This window comes from Nonomuraea sp. NPDC049750 (genome assembly GCF_040659625.1).
In the GTDB taxonomy this organism is placed as follows: domain Bacteria; phylum Actinomycetota; class Actinomycetes; order Streptosporangiales; family Streptosporangiaceae; genus Nonomuraea.
Map to the genome: position 1 here is coordinate 39222 of NZ_JBFANB010000048.1, position 25360 is coordinate 64581.

Genomic DNA, 25360 nt, shown 5'->3' on the forward strand with positions numbered 1-25360 from the left:
TCCGTCCTGCGACACCGTCGTTCGAGCCCCTGTTCCGACGCCGCATGGAGGAGATCGTCGCGCGTGCTCGCCAGGCACCTCTCGTCGAAGGGCCTGGCGAGCACAGCGGTGATCTCCATGTCATGCCATCCGCTGGGCCATCTCGACGAGGCGGTTGGCGTAACCCCACTCGTTGTCGTACCAGCCGAAGACCTTCACCAGGTCGCCGCTCGCCTGGGTGAGTGCGGAGTCGAACACGCAGGAGGCGGCGTCGCCGATGACGTCGCGCGAGACCAGCGGGGCGGTGCTGTAGCGCACGATGCCGTGCAACTGGTCCTCCGCGGCGGCGGCGAAGGCGGCGTTGACCTCCTCGGCGGTGGCCGGGCGGCTGAGCTGTGCGCTCAGGTCGGTGATCGAGCCGTCTTCCACCGGGACCCTGATCGCGATGCCGTCCAGCCTGCCCTGCAGTTCGGGCAGCACCTGGCCGACCATGCGGGCGGCGCCGGTGGTGGTGGGCACGATGTTCACCGCGGCTGAGCGGGCCCGGCGCGGGTCCTTGTGCGGTGCGTCCAGCAGCATCTGGTCGCCGGTGTAGGCGTGGATGGTGGTCATGAAGCCGCGTACCAGGCCGAACCTCTCGTGCAGCACCTTGACCATGGGCGCGACGCAGTTGGTGGTGCAGGAGGCGAGCGAGACGATCTCGTGCCGGGCCGCATCGTAGGCGGCGTCGTTGACGCCGGGCACAATGGTGGCGTCCAGGCCCTTGCCCGGCGCCGACAGCAGCACCTTGCGCGCGCCGGCCTTCAGATGCGACGCCAGGGCGTCCCTGGTCCGGAAGCGGCCGGTGGCGTCGATGACCAGCTCCACGTCGTGACCGGCCCAGTCGATCTGTGCCGGGTCGGCGTAGCCGCTGATGGCGATGCTGTGGCCGTTGACCTCCAGCGCCCGCTCGGACGCGGTCACGGGCAGGTCGAGCGGGCCGTAGGTGGAGTCGTGCTTGAGCAGGTGGGCCAGCGTGGCCGCGTCGGTGATGTCGTTGATGGCGACGATGTCCAGGTCGGTGCGGAGCGCGCGGCGCAGGACGGCCCGGCCGATCCTGCCGAAACCATTGATGCCGATTCTCATACCTGCATCGTCCGATCGCCCCGCGGGCCCGGTTAGAGGCGTCGGTCCCGCTTGCGGTGGGACCTTCGGCCCGGGTCGCACATCGGCCGGAGGCCAGGGTGAGCACCGCCTGCGTCCGCGCTACCGCATCGCTTCGAGCTCGCTTCGCAGCGCGGTGACCAGGACCGGCAGATCAGGTGTTCGACCGGCGTCGGCGGCGATGGTGATCGTCGGAGTTCCGGTGTAGGAGAGCGCGCTGACAGCGACGCTCACCCGATCCACCTGAGGCGTCCCTTCTGCCACAGCGGGCTGCGCGCTCGTCCTGGGACGAGAGGCAGTTCAGCGGAATAGCGCGTCGTCGACGATGAAGCGGATGAACTCATCTCCGTCCCAGCTGCCCCGTAGCCCGGCCGGGAGGGTGAACCCGTCGAAACTCGTCTCGTCCTCACATGTCACCTCGAACAGGTGCTGCCGGTACGGCCCATGATCCGGGGCGCCCCACCGGGACATGGTCACGTGCTCCAACCGGCCGTCGGGGGCGATGGCCAGCGTCACCTCGTGATCCTCCTCGCCCACCGGGATAGAGGCGAGGGCGTGCCGGTCGTCGAGTGACTTCCACCGCACCCGCGGGTCGAGCGCGGCGGCGGGAGCGAGCACGAACTCGCCCGCCAGCCGTCCGGCCGCGCTCCTGGTGACGTCCGCGCCGGTCTCCGACATGACCGGGAAGGCGTCCAGCAGCCGCCAGCGCATCTGGCCGGCTCCGGCGTGGTAACGGTCGAAGCCGCGCACCGTCAGCAGCCCCGCCCGTATGGCAGCCGACCAGACATACCCCTCCATCGGCCAGAGCGTCTGCTCGGCGCGGAACTCTCGCCACATGTCCAGTTTGATCATTCCGTGCGTGGACAGCACCACGGCTCGCCGCAAGGGCGTACCGGGCGCGATGGTGTGCAGCACCCAGCGGCGTACGGGCTCGGGCAGCAGCTCGGTCTGCGCGGGGTCAAAAGCGGATGGGCTGGGCGTGGACGTCTGCAGCACGTTCCAGTCGTCCTTCGCCTCCTGACTCAGGTGCGGCGGCGGCAGCACGATGGTCATCGCGTGACCTCCTCGATTGAACGATCCGAAAGCGATGCATTGCAGGAGCGCGGGCGGAAGCCCCGCCCGCGCTCCTGTTGAGGCGTCAGTGCGCGACGGCGATCCGCCGGCCTTCCGCCTTCTTCGCCTCGGCGAGCCCCACACTGACCTCCAGGACACCGCCCTTGTACGTGGCGTTGACGTCGTCCGTGTCAGCCGTCGCGGGCAGCGTCACCGACCGGGACAGCGCCCCGTAGGCGAACTCCGAGCGGTGCGGCTCGTCCATCTTGCGGGTCTTCTCCGCCCGGATGTGCAGCACCCCGCCGCCCACTGTGACCTCGACGTCCTTGTCGGGGTCGAGCCCGGGCAACTCGGCGCGCAGCACGTACCGGCCCTCATCGATGTAGTCCTCGACCCGGATGATCTGTCCGAACGGCCGGAACCCGAACATCGGGTGCTCGATCCACTCGAACAGCTCCGGGAGCGGGAGCCTCATCTCCCTGCGCTCTGGCAGGTTCATGGCTACCTCCTTTCGTGGGTCCCGAATTCCCACATCTCCAGAACACACCCATCCGCGGTGCACCCTCAGAGGCCGAAGTCCCGAGTTTCAGGGCCGATCGGCCTCCACTTTCCGCGACGTGGACGCGTGCCGCACAGTGAACATGAGCTCAAGGACACGCAGGAGAGGGCGGCGGGCCCAGCGTCGAAGGTCCCCCACCGGAGGGGACCTTCGACCACAGGACAGGTCCATCACTCCAGCACCTCCGGCAGCGGCCGGCGCGGCGAGTCCTTGAAGTCGAACGTGACGCCCAGCCGCATGATCATCTGCGGGTACTCGCCCGAGCACAGCTCCTGGCGCAGAAACTCGCGCAGCAGGTCCATCTCCAGCGCCTGGGTGTGGAAGGCGGCACTGACACCGTGCGCCGCGGCGTGCAGCAGGACGTGCTGCAGCGCCTGTCCTGCGGCGACCCATTCCTCGCGGCTGTCGCCCCGCGTGGTCAGCACGGCCACCACGCCCGTCGCCGCCGCGCTCGGGTCGCCCGGCCCGCCCCAGTCGTGCCGCCAGGAGTAGTCGCGCTGCGCGAAGTGCGGGTCCGTGGATGCGGCCGCGCGAGGATAGCCCTCGGCGGGCACGCCGTCGCGGCGGGTGCTGCCTGGCGGCCGGGACCAGCGGAGGATCTCCAGGGTGAACCGCTCGTCCCGCGCCTGCACGCCCTGCGCCGCAGCTTCCTGTCCGTGTCGGCGCGCAGGCCGATCTCCTCGCCTGAGACGGCGAACGTCCAAGGCTGACTGTTGTGGACGGACGGGGCCCAGCGCGCCGCCTCCACCGTCGCGTGCAGCGCGTTCTCGACCGAACGGATGGTCATGGTCCACCTCCAGAAACCGATGAGCCCAGCGCATCACGCCGGGCCGCTTCGGTGAAGTACGTCATGAGGTGTGAAGCTCGAGCATGAACGCCGCCGCTCGCGCGGGGGCGCACGGCCATGCGGACGCGCGAACTGGCACGAGTGCCGCGCATCCCGCGTTCGCTCGTCATCGCCTGGTGATCCGAAGCTTCTCTCCTGTCGCCACCGCACGCCGCAGGCGAACGGCCCCTCTTGGGTGTGACCTAAGTCATCAAGCACCCCCGGGCCGACCAAGGACCGGCGGGTCCGGGACTTCCGGCCCTACTTCTCCAGCCATCTGGGAGATGTGATGACAACGACCACTTCCGGATGGGAGCACACCATGAGAATGACCGTCGAGAACGTGATGACCACCGACGTGGCAGCCGTCAACGAAAACGCGTCCTTCCACACCGTCGCCGAGGTGCTCATCAGCAGGGGCGTCAGCGGCGTGCCCGTCCTGGACGACGACAACCGCGTCCTGGGCGTCGTCTCCGAGGCCGACCTCCTGGCGAAGGAGGAGTTCAAGGAGCGCTACTACGGCGACGACTACCGCCCGCCGCTGCGCGCCCGGCTGCGCCACGCCGCGGGCAGCGAGGGCAGCGGCTACCGCAAATCGGTCGGTGAGACCGCCGGCCAGTTGATGACCTCACCCGCGCACGTCACCAACGCCGACGTCCCCGTCGTCTTCGCCGCCCGCCAGATCGACAAGTACGGCGTCAAGCGCCTGCCCGTCGTGGACGCCGATGGACGCCTGGTCGGCATCGTCAGCCGCCGCGACCTGATCAAGGCGTTCATCCGGCTGGACGCCGACATCGAGGGCCAGGTGCGCGAGACCGTGCCCAGCGGCCTCGACGTCAAGACGGCCGACGGCGTGGTCACCCTGTCCGGGACCTGCGACCAGCGCAGCCAGACCGTCACCGCCGTCCGCCTGGCCGAGAGCGTCGACGGCGTCGTCGCCGTGCGCGATGAGCTGGGCTGGAAGCACGACGACATCGCCGACCTGCCTGTCTGGGGCGGAGCCTGACATGTCGCTCCTCGACTCGCTGGATCCGCTGATCGGCGCGCTGCGCGAGCGGGGTTACACCGTGGTGGGCCCGACAGTCCGCGACGGTGTGATCCGCTTCGCCGAGCTGGGCTCGGCCGCGGAGCTGCCCGCGGGCCGGACCGACGAGCAGGAGCCGGGAAGTTATCGGCTGCGCGAGGACGGCGCGCTGGTGTTCGGGTTCGCCGCGAGCCCTGATTCGGTCAAGCGGTTCACCCATCCGCCACGGTCTACGCTGTTCCGGATGCGGGACGGGGTGGCCGAGGAGGTGCCGGTCGAGGCGCCGAAGGTGGCGTTGCTGGGAGTGCGGGCGTGCGATCTGGCCGGGCTGGCCGTGCAGGATCGGGTGTTCCTGGGTGGACGGCACCCGGACGAGGCATATCGGCGGCGGCGCGAGGCCCTGTTCCTCATCGCGGTCAACTGCGCGGTCCCGGGCGGGACGTGTTTCTGCGCCTCCATGGGAACGGGACCGCGCGCCTCGTCAGGCTTCGATCTCGCTCTGACGGAACTGACCGGCCCGCACCGGTTCCTGGCCGAGGCGGGCAGCGAGCGCGGGGAGGAGCTGCTGGCCGCCCTGCCGTGGCGCCCGTCCACCGAGGCCGACAGGAAGGCCGCCCTGGACGTCAGCGAGCACGCCGCACGACGGATGGGCCGGACGCTGGACCTCGACGGCGTCAAGGAGCGGCTGGCGGACAAGCGCGAGTCACCCGTCTGGAACGAGATCGCCTCCCGCTGCCTGACCTGCGCGAACTGCACGATGGTCTGCCCGACCTGCTTCTGCGTCACGCTCGAGGACAGCACCGACCTGGCCGACGGGTCGGCCGAGCGGTCCGAGCGCTGGGACTCGTGCTTCACGCTGGAGTTCACCGAGCTGGGCGGGGCGCCGGTGCGCTCATCGGGGGCGGCGCGCTATCGGCAGTGGCTGACGCACAAGTTCTCCACCTGGGTGGACCAGTTCGGAGAGTACGGCTGCGTGGGCTGCGGCCGGTGCGTCACCTGGTGCCCGACCGGCATCGACATCACCGAAGAGCTGGAGCGGCTGCGATGATCCCGTCCCCGTACCGCGTCCGCTCGCGCCGCCCCGACCGCGCCGACACCGTCACGCTCACCCTGGAGCCGCTCGCGGGCGAGTGCCCGCCGTTCCTGCCCGGGCAGTTCACCATGCTGTACGCGCCAGGCGTGGGCGAGATCCCCATCTCGATCAGCGGCCACGCCCGCTCGGGCGGCTACGTACAGACCATCCGCGCGGTCGGCGCGGTCAGCCGGGCCTTGTGCCAGGTCAGACGCGGGGATGTCGTGGGCGTACGCGGGCCCTTCGGCACTCACTGGGATCTGGCCCAGGCCCATGGACTGGATGTGGTGGTGGCCGCGGGCGGGCTGGGACTGGCCCCACTGCGGCCAGTGCTGCGCGAACTGGAGGCGCACGGCGCCCGCTATGGCCGCATCAGCCTCATCGTCGGCACCCGCACCCCTGCCACCCTGATGTACCCGCGGGAACTGACCCGCTGGGGCCGCGACTTCGACGTGCAGGTCACGGTGGACCATCCGGACCGGGCGTGGAAGGGACACACCGGGCTGATCACCAAGCTGGTCGGCAGGATCGTGTTCGAGCCACGCCGTACGTACGCGTTCGTGTGCGGCCCCGAGGTGATGATGCGCGCCACCGCCGAGGAGCTGGTCAGGCGCGGCGTCCCGGCGGGCAGGATCGCGCTGTCGCTGGAGCGCAACATGAAGTGCGGCATCGGCCGGTGCGGCCACTGCCAGCTCGGGCCGCTGTTCACCTGCGTGGACGGGCCGGTGCTCACCTATGACGCGGTGCGCGGGCTACTGGAGGTGAAGCAACTGTGAAGAAGGTCGCGGTCTGGAAACTCGCCTCGTGCGACGGCTGCCAGCTCACCCTGCTCGACTGCGAGGACGAACTGCTGTCGGTCGCCGCCCGCGTGGACATCGCCTACTTCCTGGAGGCCTCCAGTGTCCGCGGCACGGGCCCGTACGACCTGTCGCTGGTCGAAGGGTCGATCACCACGCCCGACGACCTGGAGCGGATCAAGCACATCCGGCGCGTCTCCAAGCACCTGGTCACGATCGGCGCGTGCGCCACGGCCGGCGGCGTACAGGCGCTACGCGACCTGGCCGATGTACGAGAGTTCGCCTCCGTCGTCTACGCCCGGCCGGACTACATCAAGACGCTGGAGCGTTCGACGCCGGTCTCCGCGCACGTGCCCGTCGACTTCGAGCTGCGCGGCTGCCCGATCGACAAGCGGCAGCTGCTTGAGGTGATCGGCGCGTTCCTGGCCGGACGACGCCCTGTCGTGCCGGCGCACAGCGTGTGCGTGGAGTGCAAGGCCCGAGGCAACCCCTGCGTTCTGGTCGCGCACGGCACCCCCTGCCTCGGACCGGTCACCCAGGCCGGGTGCGGCGCCCTGTGCCCGGCCTACAACCGCGGCTGTTTCGGCTGCTTCGGCCCCATGGAGACGCCGAACACCGCCGCGCTCAACGCCCGCCTGCGCCAGGCCGGGATGGACGACGGCGACCTGGAGCGCGTCTACCGCACCTTCAACGTGGGGAGCTTCCGTGACGCATAAGACGATCCGTGTGGGCGGCCTGACCAGGGTCGAGGGCGAGGGCGCGCTGCTGGTCCGCGCCCACGACGGCCGCATCACCGACCTGCGGCTGCGCATCTACGAACCGCCGCGCTTCTTCGAGGCGCTGCTGCGCGGCCGCGCCTATACCGAGCCGCCCGACATCACCGCCCGCATCTGCGGCATCTGCCCGGTGGCCTACCAGATGAGCGCCTGCCAGGCCCTGGAGTCGGCCTGCGGCGTCACCGTGGACGGCACGCTGCGCGACCTGCGGCTGCTGCTGTACTACGGCGAATGGATCGAGTCCCACGCCCTGCACATCTACCTGCTGCACGCCCCTGACTTCCTCGGCTACCCCAGCGGCGTGGCCATGGCCGCCGACCACCGCCCGGCCGTCGAGCGCGGGCTGGCGCTGAAGAAGGCGGGCAACGAGCTGGTCGCCGCCATCGGCGGGCGGGCCATTCATCCGGTCAACGTACGGCTCGGCGGCTTCTACAAGACACCCAGCCGGGCCGAGCTCGCCCCCGTCGCCGAGCGCCTGCGCCACGCGCTCGACATCGCGCTGACCACCGCCGACTGGGCGTCCGGCTTCCACTTCCCCGACGTCGAGCACGACTACCGCTTCCTGGCTCTGCGCCATCCGAGCGAGTACGCGATCCTCTCCGGCGACGTCGCCGTCAGCGACGGCGGCACCTTCCCGGTCGCCGACTGGCCAGGGCACGTCGTGGAGGAGCAGGTGCCGCACTCGACGGCCCTGCACGCCCGTCTCGACGGCCGCCCCGGCTACCTGACCGGGCCGCTGGCCCGCTACGCGCTCAACGCGCCACAGCTGTCCCCCTTGGCGAAAAGGACCGCAGCCGAGGTCGGGCTCGGGAGGGTGTGCCGCAATCCGTTCCGCAGCATTCTCGTACGAGCTGTCGAGATCATCCACGCCTGCGAAGAAGCCCTGCGCCTCATCGACGGATATATCCCGCCAGACCGCCCCGCTCTACCCGTGACCGCCCACCCCGGTGTCGGCCACGGCGCCTCCGAAGCGCCACGCGGCACCCTCTACCACCGCTACCGCATCGACGACGCCGCACTGATCGCCGAGGCCGACATCGTGCCGCCGACCGCCCAGAACCAGGCCCGCATCGAAGCCGACCTGCACGCCCTCGTCGAGCCCCGGCTCGACCTGCCCATCCCCCAGCTCGCCGAGCTGTGCGAACGCGCCATCCGTAACCACGACCCCTGCATCTCCTGCTCGGCGCACTTCCTCGACCTGCACGTACACCATGACTAGAACCGTGATCATCGGCCTCGGCAACGACTACCGAGGCGACGACGGCGCCGGGCTCGCCGTAGCCCGCCTGCTGCGCGACCTGGGCGCCATCGAGAACGGCGGCGACCCAGCCGAGCTCATCGAGGCGTGGACCGGCGCCGACATCGCCATCGTGGTCGACGCCGCCCGCGCGGGCGACCCGCCGGGCACCGTCCGCCGCCACCACGACATGATGGACCTGCCCTGTGGCGGCTCCAGCACCCACGCCCTGTCGCTTGCCGACGCCGTGGAACTGGCCCACGTGCTGGATCGGCTCCCCGGCGAGCTCGTCGTCTACACCGTGGAGGGTGCGGACTTCGACCTGGGCGCGGGCCTGTCGGAGCCGGTGTCGGCGGCGGCCCACCGGGTCGCCCGCGCGATCTTCGCCGCCGCGACCACCACCTGACCGCGCCCATCGATCCCGGACGCTCCGCCTCAATGCCGCGAACTTCCTCACGTTCCAGTGATTCGAACGTCATCCCCGCGTAGGTTGCGGGATTGCTCCCGCGTTGGAGTGTGTCTCGCTGATGCGGCGGCCGGAGATCTGCTCGGCCTCGACCACGATGTAGTGGTCCCTGCTGCCCGGTGCCCAGGTGGTCAGCGGCAGTGCCGCGAGCCGATCGATCTCGATGGGGTCGGTCACCGCCCGCGCTTGTCCCACCGCGGTGACCGACCAGCCGGTGCGAAGCTCGGGGTCGAACTTGTCGGCTTCGAAGGCGACCACGGCACGCCGGGTGGCGGCGGCCAGCTTCGACCCGATCGCGGTACGGATCACGATGGACTGGCCGTCGAGATAGAAGTTCACCGGCTGGACGGCCGGCAGGGCGCGATCGGTGAACACGATCCGCCCAATCGGTGCAAAGGACAGCAGGTTGAAGCACTCCTCGCGGGAGAGCACCTGAAGTCCGGACGAATCGAGCTCCATACTCCCTCAAAATCCCTGATCTCATCCCGTTCGCGGCAGCGGCGAAAATCCCCTCTTCCCCCGCCGATCGGCCGGCAATCGGCAGCGCGCCAACGGCACACGGTTTGACGTTGCGACGCTACCCGGCTCGTGGCCGGGATCGGTAGGGACCAAAGTCCCGAGCACGGCGAGATCTTGCGCCCCGTAAGGGACTTTTGGCCCAGTAAGTGAGGACGTTCGCCCTGATGAATGGATTGCCCGTTCCTCCTAGCCTGGGTCGGGCCCGCGGTCGCGGGTCCCCTTCACCCTGCTCTTTGGAGACTTCATGCTGTCCGTGGAATCAGCCACGATCGTCCGTGCCACGCTGCCGATTGTCGGCGCCTCGCTCGACGCCATCACCACGCGGTTCTACGAGACGATGTTCGCCGAGCGGCCCGAGCTGCTCGACGGCCTGTTCAACCGCGGCAACCAAGCCAACGGCGAGCAGCGCAGGGCGCTGGCCGGCTCCATCGCCTCGTTCGCCACCATGCTCCTGGACAACCCCGGCGAGCGGCCCGAAGACATGCTCGCCCGCATCGCGCACAAGCACACCGCGGTCGGCGTCACCGAGGACCAGTACGTGATCGTGCACAAGTACCTGTTCGGCGCCATCGCGGAGGTGCTGGGAGATGCCGTCACCGCGCAGGTCGCCGCGGCGTGGGACGAGGTGTACTGGCTGATGGCCGGCGCACTTATCGCGCTGGAGGCCCGCATCTACGCCGACGCCGGCGCGCGCAACGGCGACACGTGGCGGCAGTGGCGCGTCGTGGCTCGCCGGGAGGAGACCCCGAACGCGGTCTCCTTCCTGCTGCGCCCGGCCGACGACGCCCCTCCCCCACCCGCGCGCCCAGGCCAGTACGTCAGCGTCCGGGTCCGCATGCCCGACGGCGTGCACCAGCTGCGCCAGTACACGCTGTCGAGCGCGGGCGAGGACGGGTTGCGCAGGATCACGGTCAAGCGCGTGGACGGCGACCCCGCCGGAGAAGTGTCCACACTGCTGCACGCCACCGTGCGGACGGGTGACGAGCTCACCCTGTCCGCGCCCTTCGGCGAGGTGACGCTGGAGGACGGGGACGCGCCGCTGGTGCTCGTCTCCGCCGGCATCGGCTGCACGCCCATCGTGGCGATGCTTGACCATCTGGCCGCCATCGGCTCGCGCCGCCGCGTCCTGGTGCTGCACGCCGACCGTTCGCCGGCCGAGCACGCGCTGCGCGAGGACATGCTGCGGCTGACGGCCGAGCGGGTCTTCTGGTACGAGAGCGGCGGGGCCGCCCCCGACCGCGACGGCCTGATGGACCTGGACCAGGTGGAGATCCCGGCCGGGGCGCTCGCCTATCTGTGCGGTCCGGTGCCGTTCATGCGTGAGGTCCGCGGCCGGCTGCTGAAGGCCGGGGTCGCGGCTCGCGACATCCACTACGAGGTGTTCGGCCCCGATCTGTGGCTCGCCGACAACTGATGGTCCATCGGCCCCGCGGCGAAGGACTTTGGTCCCTGCCGTGACGAGGGCCGCCGACCCGAACCTTGAGCCATGACCGCTGTTCCCCCTGTTATTGCTGTGGCGAGGAAGATCCTGTGACCGATATCGACTCCACCCCGGGCATGGGGCCGTTGCTCGCCGCCCGTGCGTTCTTCACCAAGTCGGAGGTGTCGGCGGACGGCCGCACCCTGCACCAGATAGACCCCAGCGGCTGGGACCGCTTCTACCGGGACCGGTGGGCGCACGACAAAGTGGTGCGCTCCACTCATGGGGTGAACTGCACGGGCTCGTGCTCGTGGCAGGTGTTCGTCAAGGACGGGCTGATCACGTGGGAGCATCAGGCGACCGACTACCCGTCGGTGGGACCGGAGTCGCCGGAGTACGAGCCGCGCGGCTGCCCCCGCGGCGCGTCGTTCTCCTGGTACACCTACTCCCCTTCGCGGGTGCGCTACCCGTACGTGCGGGGTGTGCTGCTGGAGATGTGGCGTGAGGCCAAGGCCAGGCTGGGCGATCCGGTGCTGGCCTGGGCGGAGCTGACGGGCGATCCGGAGCGGGCGCGGGCGTACAAGCGGGCGCGCGGCAAGGGCGGGTTCGTGCGCTCCAGCTGGGACGAGGTCGTCGAGTTGATGGCCGCCGCGCACGTGCACACGGTCAAGGAGTACGGCCCGGATCGGGTGGTGGGCTTCTCGCCCATCCCGGCCATGTCGATGGCGTCGTTCGCGGCCGGGACGCGGTTCCTGTCGATGATCGGCGGCACGCTGCTGTCGTTCTATGACTGGTACGCCGACCTGCCGATCGCCTCCCCGCAGGTGTGGGGAGACCAGACGGACGTGCCCGAGGCCGCCGACTGGTGGAACTCCCGCTACCTGATCATGTGGGGCTCGAACATCCCGGTCACCAGGACGCCGGACGCGCATTTCATGACCGAGGCCCGCTATCAAGGCACCAAGGTGGTGGCGGTCAGTCCCGACTACGCCGACAATGTCAAGTTCGCCGACGACTGGCTGGCTCCGCACCCGGGCACGGACGGCGCGCTGGCGATGGCTATGGGGCACGTGACGCTGACCGAGTTCTTCCGCGACCGCCAGGTCCCGTATTTCACCGACTACGTCAGGAAATATACCGATCTGCCGTTCCTGGTCACGCTGGAGCCGCGCGGCGACGCGTACGTGCCGCGCCGCTTCCTGACCGCCGCCGACCTGGGCGAGGAGAGCGAGAACGCGGAGTTCAAGACCGTCTTCCTGAACGAGCAGACGGGCCAGGCGGAGGTGCCGAACGGTTCACTCGGCTTCCGCTGGGGACAGGAGGGCGAGGGCCGCTGGAACCTCGACCTGCAGGGCGCCAAGCCCGCCCTGACGCTTCTCGGGAAGCGCGCGGTCGCCGTCGACCTGCCGCGCTTCGACGAGGGCGCCACCGAGGGCGGCTCCGTCATGCGCCGCGGCGTGCCGGTCACCGAGGTGGCCGGCACACTCGTCACCACCGTCTTCGACCTGCTCATGGCCCAGTACGGCGTGGCCCGTGACCTGCCGGGCGAGTGGCCGGAGTCGTACCTGGACGCGAGCCGGCCGTACACACCGGCGTGGGCGGAGGAGATCACCTCGGTGCCCGCCGCGACGATCGCCAGGATCGCCCGCGAGTTCGCCCGCAACGCCGAACGCACCCAGGGCAAGTCGATGATCGCGATGGGCGCGGGTACCAACCACTGGTTCCACTCCGACCAGATCTACCGCTCGTTCTTGACGCTGGTGCTGCTGACCGGCTGCCAGGGTGTCAACGGCGGCGGCTGGGCGCACTACGTGGGCCAGGAGAAGGTCCGCCCGATCACCGGCTTCCAGCACCTGGCCTTCGCCTTCGACTGGCAGCGACCGACCCGGCACATGGCCGGGACCGCGTTCTGGTACCTGGCCACCGACCAGTGGCGTTACGAGCAGTTCGGAGCGGGTGAACTCGCCAGCCCGCTCGGCTCCGGCGCCTTCGACGGCAAGTCGTTCGCCGACTGCAACGCCCAGGCCGCGCGGCTCGGCTGGCTGCCCTCGCACCCGACCTTCAACCGCAACCCGCTCATCCTCGCCGACGAGGCCGACCGGGCCGGCATCCCGGTGGCCGAGCATGTCGTGAACGAGCTGAAGTCCGGAGATCTCCGCTTCGCCGCCGAGGACCCGGGCGATCCAGCCAACTTCCCCCGCGTGCTGACCGTGTGGCGGGCCAACCTGCTCGGCTCCTCCGGCAAGGGCAACGAGTATTTCCTGCGCCATCTGCTCGGCGCCGACGCCGAAACCCGTAACCAGGAAGGGCTGCACCCGGCCGAGGTGACCTGGCGCGAGGAGGCCACCGAGGGCAAGCTCGACCTGCTCACCACGATCGACTTCCGGATGACGTCCACGGCGCTGTTCTCCGACGTCGTGCTCCCGGCCGCCACCTGGTACGAGAAGCACGACCTGTCCTCGACCGACATGCACCCGTTCGTGCACGCCTTCAACCCGGCCATCGCGCCGCCCTGGCAGACCCGCAGCGACTACGACGCCTTCCTCACCCTCGCCGACCGCTTCTCCGAGCTGGCCGCCCGCCACCTGGGCAAACGCACCGACGTGCTGGCCATCCCGCTCACCCACGACACCCCCGACGAGCTGGCCCAGCCGGGCGGCCGGGTACGCGACTGGAAATACGGCGAATGCGAGCCCGTACCCGGCAAGACGATGCCGAAGATCATCACGATCGAGCGCGACTACGCCGCCGTCGGCGAGCGCATGCGCTCCATCGGGCCGCTTTTCGCCGAGTTGGGACTGACGACCAAGGCCGTGACCTACCGGGTCGGCCCGGAGCTCGACTACCTGGCCGGCAAGAACGGCACCACCGGCGAAGGACGCGTCTCGCTGGCCACGGCCGACCGGATGTGCGAGGCCATCCTCGCGCTGTCGGGCACCACCAACGGCCGCCTGGCCACGCAGGGGTTCGAGAGCCTGGAGCGGCGCACCGGCACGCGGCTGGCCGACCTGGCCGCCGAGCACGAGGGCAAGCGCATCACGTTCGCCGACACGCAGTCCAGGCCGCAACCGGTGATCACCTCACCCGAATGGTCCGGGTCGGAGACCGGCGGGCGCCGCTACTCCGCCTTCGTGATCAACGTCGAGCGGGACAAACCCTGGCACACCCTGACGGGACGCCAGCAGTTCTTCCTCGACCACGACTGGATCATCGAGCTGGGCGAGCAACTGCCCGCCTACCGGCCACCGCTCAACATGAGCCGCCACTACGGCGAGCAAGGCGACGGGGACGCGGCCGAGGTGACCGTGCGCTACCTCACCCCGCATTCGAAGTGGTCGATCCATTCCGAATACCAGGACAACGCCTACATGCTGGCCCTGTCGCGCGGCGGGCCCGACATCTGGATGAGCGTCGAGGACGCCGCCAAGATCGGAGTCGCCGACAACGACTGGATCGAGGCGTACAACCGCAACGGCGTGGTCGTGGCCCGGGCGGTCGTCTCGCACCGCATGCCCGCCGGGACCGTGTACATGTACCACGCGAAGGACCGCAACGTGAACGTGCCGCTCACCGAGAAATCCGGGCGGCGCGGCGGCGTGCACAACTCCCTCACCCGGCTGCTGCTCAAGCCCAGCCACCTCATCGGCGGGTACGCGCAGTTCACCTACGCCTTCAACTACTACGGGCCGACCGGCAACCAGCGTGACGAGGTCACGGTGATCCGCCGCCGCGGCCAGGAGGTGACCTACTGATGCGCGTCATGGCGCAGGTCGCGATGGTGATGAACCTGGACAAGTGCATCGGCTGCCACACCTGCTCCGTCACGTGCAAGCAGACCTGGACCAACCGGGACGGTGTCGAGTACGTCTGGTTCAACAACGTCGAGACCAAACCCGGTGTCGGCTACCCCAAACGCTACGAGGACCAGGAGCGCTGGCACGGCGGCTGGGAACTCGACCGGCGCGGCAGGCTCAAGCTCCGCGCCGGCGGCCGGATCAAGCGGCTGCTCAACTTGTTCGCCAATCCGGACCTGCCGGACCTGGACGACTACTACGAGCCGGCCACCTACGACTACGACACCCTCATCAACGCCCCCGCCGGGCCACACGTCCCGGTCATCCGCCCCAAGTCGGCCATCACCGGCCAAGACATGGCCATCACCTGGGGCGCGAACTGGGAAGACGACCTCGGCGGCGCCCCCGAGCACGCCGGCGCCGACCCCAACCTCGCGGCCATGGCCGAGAAGGTGAAGATGGAGTTCGACAAGACCTTCATGTTCCACCTGCCGCGCATCTGCGAGCACTGCCTCAACCCGGCCTGCGTCGCCGCCTGCCCCTCCGGCGCGATGTACAAGCGCGAGGAGGACGGCATCGTCCTGGTGGATCAGAACCGCTGCCGCGGCTGGCGCATGTGCGTCTCCTCGTGCCCGTACAAGAAGGTGTATGTCAACCACAAGACCGGCAAGGCCGAGAAGTGCACGTTCTGCTTCCCCCGCATCGAGGCGGGCCAGCCGACCGTGTGCGCCGAGACCTGCGTCGGCCGGCTGCGCTACATCGGCCTCATCCTGTACGACGCCGACGCCGTTCTCGACGCCGCCCGCGTCGCCGACCCGCGCGACCTGCTGGAGGCCCAGCGCAAGGTCTTCCTCGACCCCGACGACCCGGAGGTGGCCGCGGCCGCCCGGGCCTCCGGCATCAGCGAGGACTGGATCCAGGCCGCGCGCCGCTCGCCGATCTACCGGCTGGCCATGCGCTACCGGGTGGCGCTGCCGCTGCACCCCGAATACCGCACGCTGCCCATGGTCTGGTACATCCCGCCGCTGTCACCGGTGCTCGACGCCGTCACCGGCATGGGCGCCGACGCCGACGACCCGGACAACGTCTTCCACGCCATCACCGACCTGCGCATCCCGCTGGAGTACCTGGCGAGCCTGTTCTCGGCCGGGGACACCGAGGTCGTGGCCGGGGTGCTGATGAAGCTGTCGGCGATGCGCTCCTACATGCGGGCCCGCACCATCGACGGCACCGTCGCCGAGGACCTGCTGGAATCCGCGGGGATGACGGCGTCCGACATGGAGGAGATGTACCGGCTCCTGGCCATCGCCAAGTACGACGAACGCTACGTCGTGCCCGCCGCGCACCGCGAGGACGCCGCCGCCCTGTCCGCCCAGGCGGACGGGTGCAGCCTGGACGGCGACGGCGGTCCCGGCATGAGCGACTTCCACCCGACCGGCGTCACCGGCCGCCGCACTGACGGACGCATGGGACTGAAGCTCTTCGTCGGCAAAGGAGGCTCGGCGTGAAACTCCTGACCCGGCGCGAGCCCGGTGCGTTCGCAGCACCAGAGCATCGTGCGACGCTGCTCCGGCTGATCTCCCTCCTGCTCCAGTACCCGGACGCCGAACTCCTCGCCGCCTGTGACGAGTTGAGCGGGGCCGCGGCGGCGCTGCCCGAATCGCCCACCCGCGACGCCCTCGTCGCCTTCACCGCTTGGTACGGCGAGTGCGAGCCGATGTGGCTGGCTCGCCACTACGTGGAGACCTTCGACCTGCGCCGCAAGTCCAGCCTGTACCTCACCTACTACCTGCACGGCGACACCCGCCGCCGTGGCATGGCCCTGCTGACGCTCAAGCAGCGCTACCGCGTGGCCGGACTCACCCCACCCGAGGGTGAACTGCCCGACTTCCTGCCGGTGGTCTGCGAGTTCGCCGCCCTGGCCGGTCCTGCCACCGGCGAGGCGGCGCTGCGCCAGCACCGCAAGGGTCTGGAGCTGATCCGCACCGCGCTGCACGAGACCGGGTCGTCCTACTCGCTCGTCCTGGACGCGCTGTGCGCGGAGCTGCCCAGCCTGTCGGAGTCCGAGCGCGCCGCCGTCGCCGACCTGGCGCTGGCCGGGCCGCCCGCCGAGGAGGTCGGACTGGCCCCGTTCGGTCCGCCTTTGCACGAAGGGGAGGTGCGGCCGTGAGCGTCGCGCTCTGGGTGGTCGTGCCCTACATCGCTTTGACGATCTTCGTCGTCGGTCACGTCTGGCGCTGGCGCGTCGACCAGTTCGGCTGGACGACGCGTACTACCCAGGTACTGGAGAGCCGGCTGCTGCGACTCGGCTCGCCGCTGTTCCACCTCGGCGCGTTCGCCGCCATCGGCGGCCACGTGCTCGGCCTGCTCGTCCCGAAGAGCCTGACCGAGGCGGTCGGCGTCGACGAGCACATCTACCACCTGGTGTCGGTCAGCGCCGGCACCGTGGCCGGGCTCATGGTGGTCGCGGGCCTGGCCTTGCTGCTGGCCCGTCGCTTCACCAGCCCGCGGGTGCGCCGCACCACCACCCCCGCCGACAAGGTCCTGTTCCTCGTCCTGACTGCGGTGATCCTGCTCGGCATGACCGCGACCATGGGCAAGAACCTGCTCGGCGGCGGCTACGACTACCGCGCCACCATCGCGATCTGGTTCCGCGGCGTCCTGACCTTCCGCCCCGACCCCGGCCTGATGGCGGACGTGCCGCTGATCTTCCAACTGCACGCGATGTCGGCCTGGCTGCTCGCCGCGATCTGGCCGTTCACCCGGCTCGTCCACGTCTGGTCGGCGCCGATCGCGTACCTGTGGCGGCCCTACGTCGTCTACCGGCGGCGCACCCCCCTCAGCGTGCGCAGGTACAAGGAGAAGACATGAGCGTTGTCCGAGCGGCGGCGGTGCCGCTGCAGGCACACTCCGGGCCCGGCGTGTCTGAGGCCCCGCCCCCCGTCCTGATCCAGGGCGGCATGGGCGTCGGAGTGTCCGGGTGGCGGCTGGCCCGCGCGGTCGCCCGCGCCGGGCAGCTCGGCGTGGTGTCGGGCACCGCGCTGGACGTCACTCTGGCCCGCCGGCTGCAGCGCGGCGATCCCGGCGGGGACCTGCGCCGGGCACTGGCCTGCTTCCCGGCGCCCGCGCTCGCCGAACGCGTGCTGAGCCGCTACTTCGTGCCCGGCGGGATCGCGCCGGACGTTCCGTACCGGCCGGTGCCCCGGCTCGGGCTGCGGCCCAACCGCGCCCGCGACGAACTGGCCGTGGTCGCCAACTTCGCCGAGGTCTTCCTCGCCAAGCAGGGCCACGACGGCCCGATCGGCATCAACTACCTGGAGAAGATCCAGCTCGCTACGCCGGCCGCCGTGTACGGGGCGATACTGGCCGGAGCCGACTACGTGCTCATGGGCGCCGGCATCCCGGCCGAGATCCCGTCCCTGCTCGACGCCTTCGTCGCACACCGTCCGGCCGAGATCACCGTCGCCGTGGCCGGCGCCGACGACACCCGGCACACGATCGGCCTCGACCCGGCCGCGCTGCTGCCCCGCCCCGCTGAGCCGCTGCGGCGGCCCGACCTGCTGGCGATCGTCTCCTCCCACGTGCTGGCCGCTTACCTGGCCCGGTCCCCGCGGACGCGGCCCGACGGGTTCGTCCTGGAGACGCCGGTGGCCGGCGGTCACAGCGCACCGCCACGCGGCCGCCTGCGGTTGGACCAGGACGGTGAACCCGTCTACGGGCCGCGTGACGAAGCCGACACCGGCAAGGTCGCCGCCCTCGGACTGCCATTCTGGCTGGCCGGCGGCTACGGCACATCCGACGGGCTCGCCCGCGCACTGGCCGCGGGGGCCACCGGCATCCAGGTCGGCTCGGCGTTCGCGCTGTGCCGCGAATCCGGGCTCGACGACGAGCTCAGGCGCCGCCTGCTGCGCCAGGCCGCCGGTGGCGCACTGGAGGTCCGCAACGACCCGCGCGCCTCGCCCACCGGCTTCCCGTTCAAGGTCGCCCACGTACCCGGCACCCTGTCCGAGAGCGGCGTTTACGCACAGCGGCCCCGCCTGTGCGACCTGGGCTACCTGCGCACCCCATACGTCAAACCCGACGGCGCGATCGGCTACCGCTGCCCTGCCGAACCCGTCGGCACCTACGCCCGCAAGGGCAGACCCGCCGAGGAGGCCGCGGGCCGCCAATGTCTGTGCAACGGCCTGACCGCCGCCATCGGCCTGGGCCAGCACCGCAGCGACGGCTACCACGAACCCGCCCTGCTCACCCTGGGCCAGGACACCGCCTTCCTCCACGGCCTGCCTGGCGACCACTCGGCCGCCGATGTCGTGGACCACATCCTGCTGGGACCACCGACATGACCGCACCGGCCAACGGCGCATCACACCAGGCTCAGCCGCTGCGCCGGGTCCGGCACGACGTGCCGGCCCCCTACGACGGGATGCTGACCGCGTACGCCGCCGCGCTGGCCGACTCCCCGCTGGCCATCTCCAGCAGAGCCGTCTACCTCCGCCGTGTACGCGGCTACCTGGCCTGGGTCGCGACGGCCTCGGCCCGCGGGCTGCTGGCGGGCGAGCCGCTGGCCGACACGATCGCGGCTGTTCGCACAGCACACGCCTACCACGGTCAGCTGGACGGCCGCTACGCCCCCCGCACGATCAACGGCATGCTCGCCGCTGTCGAAGACTTCCACACGCGTCTCCGCTTGGGTGCGACCGGCGTTCCCCGCGAACGCGCCCCCATCACAGAGCCGGACCGGAAGCCCTCCGCACTTGGGACCTTGGTCAGTACCTCCCGTTCAGGTTTCTGAGCTGGGATGTAACCAACGGCGCCCTCGCACCCCACTGCTGACTGCCATGAGGAAAGATGACAATGACCGATAAGAAGGAACCGGCCACCTTCGGCCGCGAACCCGCGTTGATGCTCGGCTTGGCAACACTCGGCTTCGCACTGAACTTCTGGGCCTGGGCGCTGCTCAGCCCGCTCGGACCGCGGTTCAAGGAACTGCTCGGCCTGTCGGCCGCGCAGCAAGCCCTGCTGGTCGCGGTCCCCGTGATCGTCGGCTCGCTGGGGCGGATTCCCGTGGGCGCGCTCACCGACCGCTTCGGCGGCCGGGTGATGTTCCCGCTCATCTCGGCCGCCACCATCGTGCCCGTCCTGTTCATCGGCCTGGCCGGGCAGAGCTCGCTGCCGATGCTGCTGTTCGGCGGGTTCTTCCTGGGCATCGGCGGAACAGTGTTCGCCGTCGGGGTGCCGTTTGTGAACGCCTGGTTCCCGCCGCACCGCCGCGGCCTGGCGATCGGCATCTTCGGCGCCGGCATGGGCGGCACCGCGATCAGCGCCTTGACCACGGTGAACCTCGTCAAGGCCGGCGGCTCGGCCACCCCCTTCCTCATCACCGCGATCGCGCTGGCCGTCTACGCCGCCGTCGCCTGGCTGTTCATGCGCGACGCGCCGGGGCGCACCGTGGCGGCGCAGCCGCTGCTGGGACGGCTCGCCGCCACCGCCAAACTGGCGATCACCTGGCAGGCCTGCGCGCTGTATGCGGTGGCGTTCGGCGGCTACGTCGCCTTCTCCGTCTACCTGCCCGCCTACCTGCAGACCGGCTACGGACTCGACCAGGCCGATGCCGCCAACCGTATGGCCGGATTCGTCGTCCTGGCCGTCGTGATGCGGCCGATCGGCGGTTGGCTCTCCGACCGGATCGGCTCGATCCCAGTGCTGACCGGAGTGTTCGCCGTGATCGCTGTCATGGCCGCGATCCAAGCCCTCACGCCCGGCCTGATGCCGGTAGGCACCATCGCCTTCCTGACCATGGCAGCCGCGCTCGGCGCGGGCAGCGGCGCCACTTTCGCCCTGGTCGCCCAGGCCGCGCCGGCCGACAAGGTCGGCACGGTCACGGGGCTGGTCGGCGCCGCAGGCGGCCTGGGCGGGTTCGTGCCGCCTCTGCTGATGGGCGTCGTCTTCGGCGAACTCGGTTCCTACGGCCTGGGCTTGGGGCTGCTGGCAGCCGCCTCGGCCCTGACGGTGCTGCTGACGACAACGGTGGTCCGCCTGACGGCGTCGCGGCGCCTCACCTCGGTGGCGTAGTACGTGGAAGTACAGGATCCGGCCCATCGGGTGTGCGCCAGACCGAGGTAGCGGGCAGGAGGTCAAGGTGAGCACGAAATGACGTGGTGGTCGATAGTCCGGTTTCTGCACGTGCTGTCCGCGGCGCTGTGGGTCGGCGGGCAGATCACGGTGTCGCTCGTGGTGCTGCCCTTGGCCCGCCGTCTCTTGGAGGAGCAGCGGCGAGCCAAGATGCTGACCGCAGTAGGCCGACGTTTCGGAATCATCACCGCAGCGGCGCTCCTGCCCGTCCAACTCGGCACCGGCGTGGCCCTCGCCTGGCGCAAGGGCGTCACCTGGGCCTCGCTCACCGACCCCGGCTATGGCCGGATCCTGGCCGCCAAGCTGCTGCTGTTCTGCGCCGTCATGGCCGCGGCCGCCCTGCACGGCTGGGCCAGCAGCACAGCCCGCCCCAGGCTCGCCCGCGCGCTGGCGGTGACGGCCTTGGTGGGATCGCTCGGCGTCGTCCTGCTGGCCACCGCCCTGCCCGCGACCTGAACCGGTCGACGGGCGACCAGAGGACGCACCCGGACGGTGACCGGCCGGCCCTGGATGCCTGCCGCAGCCGCGTGGAAGAAGGTGGCACCCCGCGAGCCCGGGCGCCGGTGGGCTATGGACTCGTCACATTCGGTGGAGCGGTTGCGGCTACCTGACCGCGAAGGGCGTTGGTGAGGCATGGCAGGTCAGGCACGGCGTCGGGGTCGGGGTCGGGGTCGGCGATGAGGCTGATCGTGACCGTTCCGGCGTAGGACAGCACCGCGAAGGTGACGGCGATCGGCGACGGACGCGCCGCCGCTGCCTTGGTCATCCTGACGACGACGGCGATCCGGCCGGCGCGCTGCGGCAGCGAGCATCGCGCGGAGACCAGACGCTCTGCACTGCCCTCACGAAGAGCCGAACGGATCTCCCGGCGTGGTGAGCACCGCGAGCCTCCTCTACGGTCGCAGGTTTGGCCGGCCCAGTGATCTCGATCGGACCCGTCATTGGCCAGAATGGCCTAGTTCCAACCTGGCTGGTGTGAGCTCGGTCTGGGGTACTCGCGCAGGTGACGGCGGGAGATCATGACGAGTGATCATCTGTCATCGGGTGATCTCGTGGTTGGTCATGGAGGACGGCTGCGCAGCCACCCCCGCTCGGCCGGCCGCTTCAGCTTGGCCCGAGCTCCCTCCACCTGACCAGGCTCGACGCTGATCCCGACGGCCTGGGACGGGCAGGCCCTACTACTTCCTGTTCGTGCCGCTCACGATCGGGTTGTCGATCATCGTGGCCGGGTCGCAGACGGAAACGGTCCATTGGACGTGTCCCCAGGGACTTTGGTCCCTGCCGCGAATACGACGGCGTACGGGATCTTGGGTCCATGTCCGCTGTTACCTCTGTGCCTGAGGGCAAGCCGTTCGCGACGCGGTCCGGCGTGCGTAAGCTCGTCGCTGCCGCCGTCGCGGCGCCTTCGGTGCACAACACCCAGCCGTGGCGCTTTTGCCGCGTCAACGACGCGACCATGGACCTGTACGCCGATCTCGAGCGGCTGCTCGCCGTCACCGACCCGCTGGGGCGCGGGCTCGGCATCAGCTGCGGGGCGGCGCTGTTCAACCTGCGGCTGGCGATCCGGATGACCGAGCACAACCCCCAAGTACTGCCGCTGCCCGACCCCGGCGACCGGCCCGATCTGCTGGCCACCGTGCACGCGAGACCCGGCGGCCCACCCGATGCGGATGAGCGGCTGTTGTATGACATGATTCCGCACCGGCGTACCAACCGCTTCCCCTTCGACGGCCGCCCGCTGCCCAGGGACGTGGTGGTCGATCTGGTCGCCGCGGCTCACGACGAGGGCGCCACGCTGGCCCTGGTCAAGGGGCGGACCGCACAGCGGGTTCTGGACCTGGTGGCCATGGCCGACAGCACACTTGCCGACGACGAGTCCTACCGTGCCGAGCTGGCCCGCTGGACCCGCCCGGGGACGTGCTCCGATGGCGTGCCCAAGGACGCCTTCGGCCCTCGTCCGAGGCACCGCGAGCTGCCCATGCGCGACTTCGGCCTGAGCGACGCGCGCAGGACGTACGACGTGCCCGGCGAAACCGCGGACTTCGAAGCGGATCCGCAGCTCGCCGCCCTGTTCACCCGGGGCGACGGTCCGCGCGACTGGCTGCGCGCCGGGCAGGCGCTGCAGCGGGTTCTGCTCACCGCGACCGCGCACGGTGTGGCGGCGTCGATGTTCAGCCAGCCGCTCGACCTGCGCCCGCCGCAGCACCGCGGCGACCGGGCCGAGCCGTTCGGGCACGTGCAGATGCTGATGAGGTTCGGGTACGGCCCGCTGGTCCCGCGCGTGCCCCGCCGTCCCGTGTTCGAGGTCCTCGACCGTTGCGGGGCCCGCCATGCGTGAGCCGGCGCGACCCTCGCTCGCGGGTGAGAACGGCATCCGGGCAGGGGTATGCGTCCCCGCCCACGGCCGTTCTCGCAGGACGACTCCGGCCACGCGCCGGAGGGCGTGACAGACGGTGCCGAAACTGCAGATCCCCGGCACGCGGCCCCAGGCACTACGACAGGGGCGACAGAGGCGATCGGGGCGGCCGGTGGCCTGGCGGCGGATGCCACTGCTGGCCGGCGCAGCCGTGGCGCTGGCCGCCGGGGCTGTCGGTGGGCTTGCGCTGCTGATCGGCGAGATTCCGGCGCCGATGTCGTTCACCGAGCAGCACGGGCCGCTGATGGCGCTCGGCTTCCTCGGCACGCTGATCGCGCTTGAGCGCGCGGTCGCGCTGCGCCGCCGGTGGGGGTACGCGGCGCCGGCGCTGGCCGCTGCGGGCGCGCGCCTGGCCGGGGCCGGGATGGTGGCGGTGGCAGCGGCTGCACGCCGCCCATGCCGAGGTGAACCTGCTGGGATGGATCGGCCTGACCGTGCTCGGCACGCTGTTCACGCTCTGGCCGACGGTCCTGCGGACCCGCATGTCGGACGGCACGCGGCGGGCGTCACGCGTGGGCTTGCGGCTGGCTGCTCCAGGTCTGGCGGTGGCCGTCGGCGGGCTGGCGGTGGGTGGCGCTGGCGGGGCTGGTCGCGTACGCGGCCGGCGGGCCGGCCGTGCTCGCGCCGCTGGCCGACGCGCTGCGGCGCAGGCGGCCCCACACCGGCGCGGCATGGACGCTCGGGGCGGCGATCGTCTGGTTCGAGGTGGCGCTTGCCGCCGACCTGGTCATCGTGGCCACGCGCCCGGCCCACGAGGTCGCCGCGGCTCTGGACCCGTTGCTGCCGCTGGTGCTGGTCGGGTTCGTCGGCCAGGTGCTGTCGGGCTCGTTGCTGCACCTGCTGCCCGCGGTGCTGGGCGGCGGGCCGACCCGGTTCAAACAGAACGCGGAACTGCTGGAGCGCGGTTGGGCACTCCGGCTCGTGGCACTCAACCTGGGGGTACCTCTGCTGGCACTGCCGTGCCGCCTTCGCCGGGGCGGGGCTGTATCACTGCTCGACCATGCCGATGACCCAGCACATCACCAACGGCATGTACGGCGCGGTCATCATCGACCCGCCCGACCTGTCGAAGGCAGACCGCGAGTACCTCCTGGTCCAGGGCGAGCTGTACCTCGGCGAGCCCGGCACCGACCCCCAGGTCGCCAAGATCCGGCAGGGCGAGCCTGATGGCTGGATGTTCAACGGCGCCGCGGCCGGCTACGACCACGCCCCGCTGCAGGCCAAGGCCGGAGAGCGGGTCCGGATCTGGGCGGTGGCCGCCGGTCCCGGCTCGGGCACGGCGCTACACGTGGTGGGCGCGCCGTTCGACACCGTCTACAAGGAGGGCGCCTACGTGCTGCGGGCCGACGACCCAGGCGGTGCGCAGGTGCTCGACCTGGCACCAGCGCAGGGCGGCTTCGCCGAGCTGGTCTTCCCGGAAGCGGGCACCTACCCGGTGGTGGACCACACGCGTCAAGCCGAGGCAGGCGCACACGGTCTGTTCACGGTGAGCGGGCGGTGAAACGTGGTCCGCGGACGACGCCGTCCTCCGCGCAGGCCGCACACACATGCCGGCGTCTTCCCGGAGGAACGCACGCTGCCGAAGGACTTCGGCGCTTGGAGCAGGCGGAGCAGTTCACCCGCCGCGGTTCTCGCTGGTCACCTTCACGACGGAACTTCAGCGTGATCTGGCGTGGAACCCCGGGCGTTTACGCCCGGGAGGAAACGACAGCACGGGAGGGCCTCCAGGCCCGAGCGGTGCTCTGACAGTCGGTCTCTGTGGGCAGCTCAGCCTGGCCGCTTCTGATTCTCGATGTACTCCTTGATGATCGACAGGGGTGCCCCGCCGCAGGACGCGGCGAAATACGAGGGGGACCAGAAATGGCCGCCCCACAGATACCGGCGGATGTGGACCGGGAACTCCTTGCGCAGGAGCCGCGCCGAGACGCCCTTAAGAGAGTTGACCAGAGTCGAGAGCGCCACCTTGGGCGGATAGTGCACAAGCAGGTGGACATGGTCGTATTCGCCGTTGAACTCCACCAGCGTGGCACCGAAGCTGTCGCACACCTCGATGACTCTTTTTCATCCTCAGGCGGCCTGGGCAACGCGGTGGTTCTGAAGGACGGCGATGGCCTTGCAGAGGTGGCCGGCCTTGGAAGGGCTGCAGC

The 25360-nt window shown here is 70.4% G+C and carries 26 protein-coding genes and 1 pseudogene; 17 read left to right on the plus strand and 10 right to left on the minus strand.

Annotated features, from left to right (window positions below; all coding sequences use genetic code 11):
* Window positions 1–120 precede the first annotated feature (120 nt).
* The 5 genes from gap to AB0J16_RS55770 all read right to left on the minus strand — a co-directional run bounded on the left by gap (window position 121) and on the right by AB0J16_RS55770 (window position 3366).
* A complete protein-coding gene (gene gap, locus AB0J16_RS55750; protein WP_358556301.1) occupies window positions 121–1104 on the minus strand; it encodes a type I glyceraldehyde-3-phosphate dehydrogenase in 984 nt (327 codons plus the stop codon).
* 120 nt (window positions 1105–1224) lie between these two features.
* Complete coding sequence (locus tag AB0J16_RS55755; RefSeq protein ID WP_358556304.1) at window positions 1225–1386, minus strand: WS/DGAT domain-containing protein; 162 nt, start codon at window positions 1384–1386, stop codon at window positions 1225–1227.
* 36 nt (window positions 1387–1422) lie between these two features.
* On the minus strand, window positions 1423–2175 hold the full coding sequence (locus AB0J16_RS55760; protein ID WP_358556307.1) for a DUF6544 family protein: 753 nt from the start codon (window positions 2173–2175) through the stop codon (window positions 1423–1425).
* Window positions 2176–2260: 85 nt separating this feature from the next.
* Window positions 2261–2674, minus strand: a complete 414-nt coding sequence (locus tag AB0J16_RS55765; RefSeq protein ID WP_358556310.1) for an Hsp20/alpha crystallin family protein — start codon at window positions 2672–2674, stop codon at window positions 2261–2263.
* Between the two features lie 230 nt (window positions 2675–2904).
* Window positions 2905–3366: a nitroreductase family protein gene (locus AB0J16_RS55770; RefSeq protein ID WP_358556312.1), complete on the minus strand. Its 462-nt coding sequence runs from the start codon at window positions 3364–3366 to the stop codon at window positions 2905–2907.
* Between the two features lie 516 nt (window positions 3367–3882).
* Between AB0J16_RS55770 and AB0J16_RS55775 the strand changes: the two genes are divergently transcribed.
* Genes AB0J16_RS55775 through AB0J16_RS55800 form a run of 6 tightly spaced genes read left to right on the plus strand, consistent with a single transcriptional unit; the run spans window position 3883 to window position 8872 of the window.
* Window positions 3883–4566 carry a CBS domain-containing protein gene (locus tag AB0J16_RS55775; protein ID WP_358556315.1) on the plus strand — a complete coding sequence of 228 codons (684 nt, stop codon included), beginning with the start codon at window positions 3883–3885 and terminating at the stop codon, window positions 4564–4566.
* A gap of 1 nt (window position 4567) precedes the next feature.
* Window positions 4568–5632: a 4Fe-4S dicluster domain-containing protein gene (locus AB0J16_RS55780; protein WP_358556317.1), complete on the plus strand. Its 1065-nt coding sequence runs from the start codon at window positions 4568–4570 to the stop codon at window positions 5630–5632.
* A complete protein-coding gene (locus tag AB0J16_RS55785; protein WP_358556320.1) occupies window positions 5629–6432 on the plus strand; it encodes an FAD/NAD(P)-binding protein in 804 nt (267 codons plus the stop codon). The genes AB0J16_RS55780 and AB0J16_RS55785 overlap by 4 nt, the downstream gene beginning before the upstream one ends.
* Entirely contained in the window at window positions 6429–7169 is a 741-nt protein-coding gene (locus tag AB0J16_RS55790; protein WP_358556323.1) for an oxidoreductase, read from the plus strand. The genes AB0J16_RS55785 and AB0J16_RS55790 overlap by 4 nt, the downstream gene beginning before the upstream one ends.
* A complete protein-coding gene (locus tag AB0J16_RS55795) occupies window positions 7159–8448 on the plus strand; it encodes a nickel-dependent hydrogenase large subunit (RefSeq protein ID WP_358556326.1) in 1290 nt (429 codons plus the stop codon). The genes AB0J16_RS55790 and AB0J16_RS55795 overlap by 11 nt, the downstream gene beginning before the upstream one ends.
* The gene (locus AB0J16_RS55800) at window positions 8441–8872 is read left to right on the plus strand and encodes a hydrogenase maturation protease (RefSeq protein ID WP_358556329.1); all 432 of its coding nucleotides are present in this window, start codon (window positions 8441–8443) and stop codon (window positions 8870–8872) included. The genes AB0J16_RS55795 and AB0J16_RS55800 overlap by 8 nt, the downstream gene beginning before the upstream one ends.
* 69 nt (window positions 8873–8941) lie before the next feature.
* On the opposite strand, the gene AB0J16_RS55805 is transcribed toward AB0J16_RS55800, so the two are convergent.
* Entirely contained in the window at window positions 8942–9391 is a 450-nt protein-coding gene (locus tag AB0J16_RS55805) for a pyridoxamine 5'-phosphate oxidase family protein (protein ID WP_358556332.1), read from the minus strand.
* A 304-nt stretch (window positions 9392–9695) separates the two neighbouring features.
* On the opposite strand from AB0J16_RS55805, the gene AB0J16_RS55810 reads away from it, so the two are divergent.
* From AB0J16_RS55810 to AB0J16_RS55850, 9 genes are all read left to right on the plus strand, one after another.
* Window positions 9696–10865: a globin domain-containing protein gene (locus AB0J16_RS55810; protein ID WP_358556335.1), complete on the plus strand. Its 1170-nt coding sequence runs from the start codon at window positions 9696–9698 to the stop codon at window positions 10863–10865.
* Between the two features lie 143 nt (window positions 10866–11008).
* Window positions 11009–14623 (plus strand): nitrate reductase subunit alpha, encoded by a 3615-nt coding sequence (locus AB0J16_RS55815; protein ID WP_358556380.1) that lies wholly within the window; start codon window positions 11009–11011, stop codon window positions 14621–14623.
* Window positions 14623–16173 carry a nitrate reductase subunit beta gene (narH, locus tag AB0J16_RS55820; protein WP_358556338.1) on the plus strand — a complete coding sequence of 517 codons (1551 nt, stop codon included), beginning with the start codon at window positions 14623–14625 and terminating at the stop codon, window positions 16171–16173. Before AB0J16_RS55815 ends, narH begins: the two co-directional genes overlap by 1 nt.
* Window positions 16170–16835 (plus strand): nitrate reductase molybdenum cofactor assembly chaperone, encoded by a 666-nt coding sequence (gene narJ, locus AB0J16_RS55825; RefSeq protein ID WP_358556341.1) that lies wholly within the window; start codon window positions 16170–16172, stop codon window positions 16833–16835. The genes narH and narJ overlap by 4 nt, the downstream gene beginning before the upstream one ends.
* Window positions 16832–17536 (plus strand): respiratory nitrate reductase subunit gamma, encoded by a 705-nt coding sequence (narI, locus tag AB0J16_RS55830; RefSeq protein WP_358556343.1) that lies wholly within the window; start codon window positions 16832–16834, stop codon window positions 17534–17536. Before narJ ends, narI begins: the two co-directional genes overlap by 4 nt.
* Complete coding sequence (locus AB0J16_RS55835; protein ID WP_358556347.1) at window positions 17533–19008, plus strand: nitronate monooxygenase; 1476 nt, start codon at window positions 17533–17535, stop codon at window positions 19006–19008. The genes narI and AB0J16_RS55835 overlap by 4 nt, the downstream gene beginning before the upstream one ends.
* On the plus strand, window positions 19005–19457 hold the full coding sequence (locus tag AB0J16_RS55840) for a hypothetical protein (protein WP_358556350.1): 453 nt from the start codon (window positions 19005–19007) through the stop codon (window positions 19455–19457). The genes AB0J16_RS55835 and AB0J16_RS55840 overlap by 4 nt, the downstream gene beginning before the upstream one ends.
* Before the next feature lie 62 nt (window positions 19458–19519).
* Window positions 19520–20737, plus strand: coding sequence for an MFS transporter (locus tag AB0J16_RS55845; RefSeq protein ID WP_358556353.1), 1218 nt, complete (start codon window positions 19520–19522; stop codon window positions 20735–20737).
* A gap of 78 nt (window positions 20738–20815) precedes the next feature.
* On the plus strand, window positions 20816–21253 hold the full coding sequence (locus AB0J16_RS55850; RefSeq protein ID WP_358556356.1) for a hypothetical protein: 438 nt from the start codon (window positions 20816–20818) through the stop codon (window positions 21251–21253).
* A gap of 112 nt (window positions 21254–21365) precedes the next feature.
* Here AB0J16_RS55850 and AB0J16_RS55855 read toward each other — a convergent pair whose 3' ends face one another.
* The gene (locus tag AB0J16_RS55855; RefSeq protein ID WP_358556359.1) at window positions 21366–21563 is read right to left on the minus strand and encodes a WS/DGAT domain-containing protein; all 198 of its coding nucleotides are present in this window, start codon (window positions 21561–21563) and stop codon (window positions 21366–21368) included.
* Between the two features lie 549 nt (window positions 21564–22112).
* Between AB0J16_RS55855 and AB0J16_RS55860 the strand changes: the two genes are divergently transcribed.
* On the plus strand, window positions 22113–23135 hold the full coding sequence (locus AB0J16_RS55860) for a hypothetical protein (RefSeq protein WP_358556362.1): 1023 nt from the start codon (window positions 22113–22115) through the stop codon (window positions 23133–23135).
* A 154-nt stretch (window positions 23136–23289) separates the two neighbouring features.
* Here the strand turns inward: AB0J16_RS55860 and AB0J16_RS55865 are convergent, their stop codons facing one another.
* Window positions 23290–23709, minus strand: a complete 420-nt coding sequence (locus AB0J16_RS55865) for a hypothetical protein (protein ID WP_358556365.1) — start codon at window positions 23707–23709, stop codon at window positions 23290–23292.
* A 10-nt stretch (window positions 23710–23719) separates the two neighbouring features.
* Complete coding sequence (locus AB0J16_RS55870) at window positions 23720–24091, minus strand: hypothetical protein (RefSeq protein WP_358556368.1); 372 nt, start codon at window positions 24089–24091, stop codon at window positions 23720–23722.
* A gap of 128 nt (window positions 24092–24219) precedes the next feature.
* On the opposite strand from AB0J16_RS55870, the gene AB0J16_RS55875 reads away from it, so the two are divergent.
* A complete protein-coding gene (locus tag AB0J16_RS55875; protein WP_358556371.1) occupies window positions 24220–24714 on the plus strand; it encodes a hypothetical protein in 495 nt (164 codons plus the stop codon).
* A 266-nt stretch (window positions 24715–24980) separates the two neighbouring features.
* Here the strand turns inward: AB0J16_RS55875 and tnpA are convergent.
* A pseudogene (tnpA, locus tag AB0J16_RS55880) lies at window positions 24981–25259 on the minus strand (IS200/IS605 family transposase); the annotation flags it as partial.
* Window positions 25260–25360: the final 101 nt, after the last annotated feature.

What these genes read in the sequence shown, in the direction of transcription:
- gap (WP_358556301.1), bottom strand. Translation starts at nt 1,104, where the DNA reads ATGAGAATCGGCATCAATGGTTTCGGCAGGATCGGCCGGGCCGTCCTG.
- AB0J16_RS55760 (WP_358556307.1), bottom strand. Translation starts at nt 2,175, where the DNA reads ATGACCATCGTGCTGCCGCCGCCGCACCTGAGTCAGGAGGCGAAGGAC.
- AB0J16_RS55765 (WP_358556310.1), bottom strand. Translation starts at nt 2,674, where the DNA reads ATGAACCTGCCAGAGCGCAGGGAGATGAGGCTCCCGCTCCCGGAGCTG.
- AB0J16_RS55775 (WP_358556315.1), top strand. Translation starts at nt 3,883, where the DNA reads ATGAGAATGACCGTCGAGAACGTGATGACCACCGACGTGGCAGCCGTC.
- AB0J16_RS55780 (WP_358556317.1), top strand. Translation starts at nt 4,568, where the DNA reads ATGTCGCTCCTCGACTCGCTGGATCCGCTGATCGGCGCGCTGCGCGAG.
- AB0J16_RS55785 (WP_358556320.1), top strand. Translation starts at nt 5,629, where the DNA reads ATGATCCCGTCCCCGTACCGCGTCCGCTCGCGCCGCCCCGACCGCGCC.
- AB0J16_RS55800 (WP_358556329.1), top strand. Translation starts at nt 8,441, where the DNA reads ATGACTAGAACCGTGATCATCGGCCTCGGCAACGACTACCGAGGCGAC.
- AB0J16_RS55805 (WP_358556332.1), bottom strand. Translation starts at nt 9,391, where the DNA reads ATGGAGCTCGATTCGTCCGGACTTCAGGTGCTCTCCCGCGAGGAGTGC.
- AB0J16_RS55810 (WP_358556335.1), top strand. Translation starts at nt 9,696, where the DNA reads ATGCTGTCCGTGGAATCAGCCACGATCGTCCGTGCCACGCTGCCGATT.
- AB0J16_RS55815 (WP_358556380.1), top strand. Translation starts at nt 11,009, where the DNA reads ATGGGGCCGTTGCTCGCCGCCCGTGCGTTCTTCACCAAGTCGGAGGTG.
- narH (WP_358556338.1), top strand. Translation starts at nt 14,623, where the DNA reads ATGCGCGTCATGGCGCAGGTCGCGATGGTGATGAACCTGGACAAGTGC.
- AB0J16_RS55835 (WP_358556347.1), top strand. Translation starts at nt 17,533, where the DNA reads ATGAGCGTTGTCCGAGCGGCGGCGGTGCCGCTGCAGGCACACTCCGGG.
- AB0J16_RS55840 (WP_358556350.1), top strand. Translation starts at nt 19,005, where the DNA reads ATGACCGCACCGGCCAACGGCGCATCACACCAGGCTCAGCCGCTGCGC.
- AB0J16_RS55845 (WP_358556353.1), top strand. Translation starts at nt 19,520, where the DNA reads ATGACCGATAAGAAGGAACCGGCCACCTTCGGCCGCGAACCCGCGTTG.
- AB0J16_RS55850 (WP_358556356.1), top strand. Translation starts at nt 20,816, where the DNA reads ATGACGTGGTGGTCGATAGTCCGGTTTCTGCACGTGCTGTCCGCGGCG.
- AB0J16_RS55855 (WP_358556359.1), bottom strand. Translation starts at nt 21,563, where the DNA reads ATGACCAAGGCAGCGGCGGCGCGTCCGTCGCCGATCGCCGTCACCTTC.
- AB0J16_RS55860 (WP_358556362.1), top strand. Translation starts at nt 22,113, where the DNA reads ATGTCCGCTGTTACCTCTGTGCCTGAGGGCAAGCCGTTCGCGACGCGG.
- AB0J16_RS55875 (WP_358556371.1), top strand. Translation starts at nt 24,220, where the DNA reads ATGACCCAGCACATCACCAACGGCATGTACGGCGCGGTCATCATCGAC.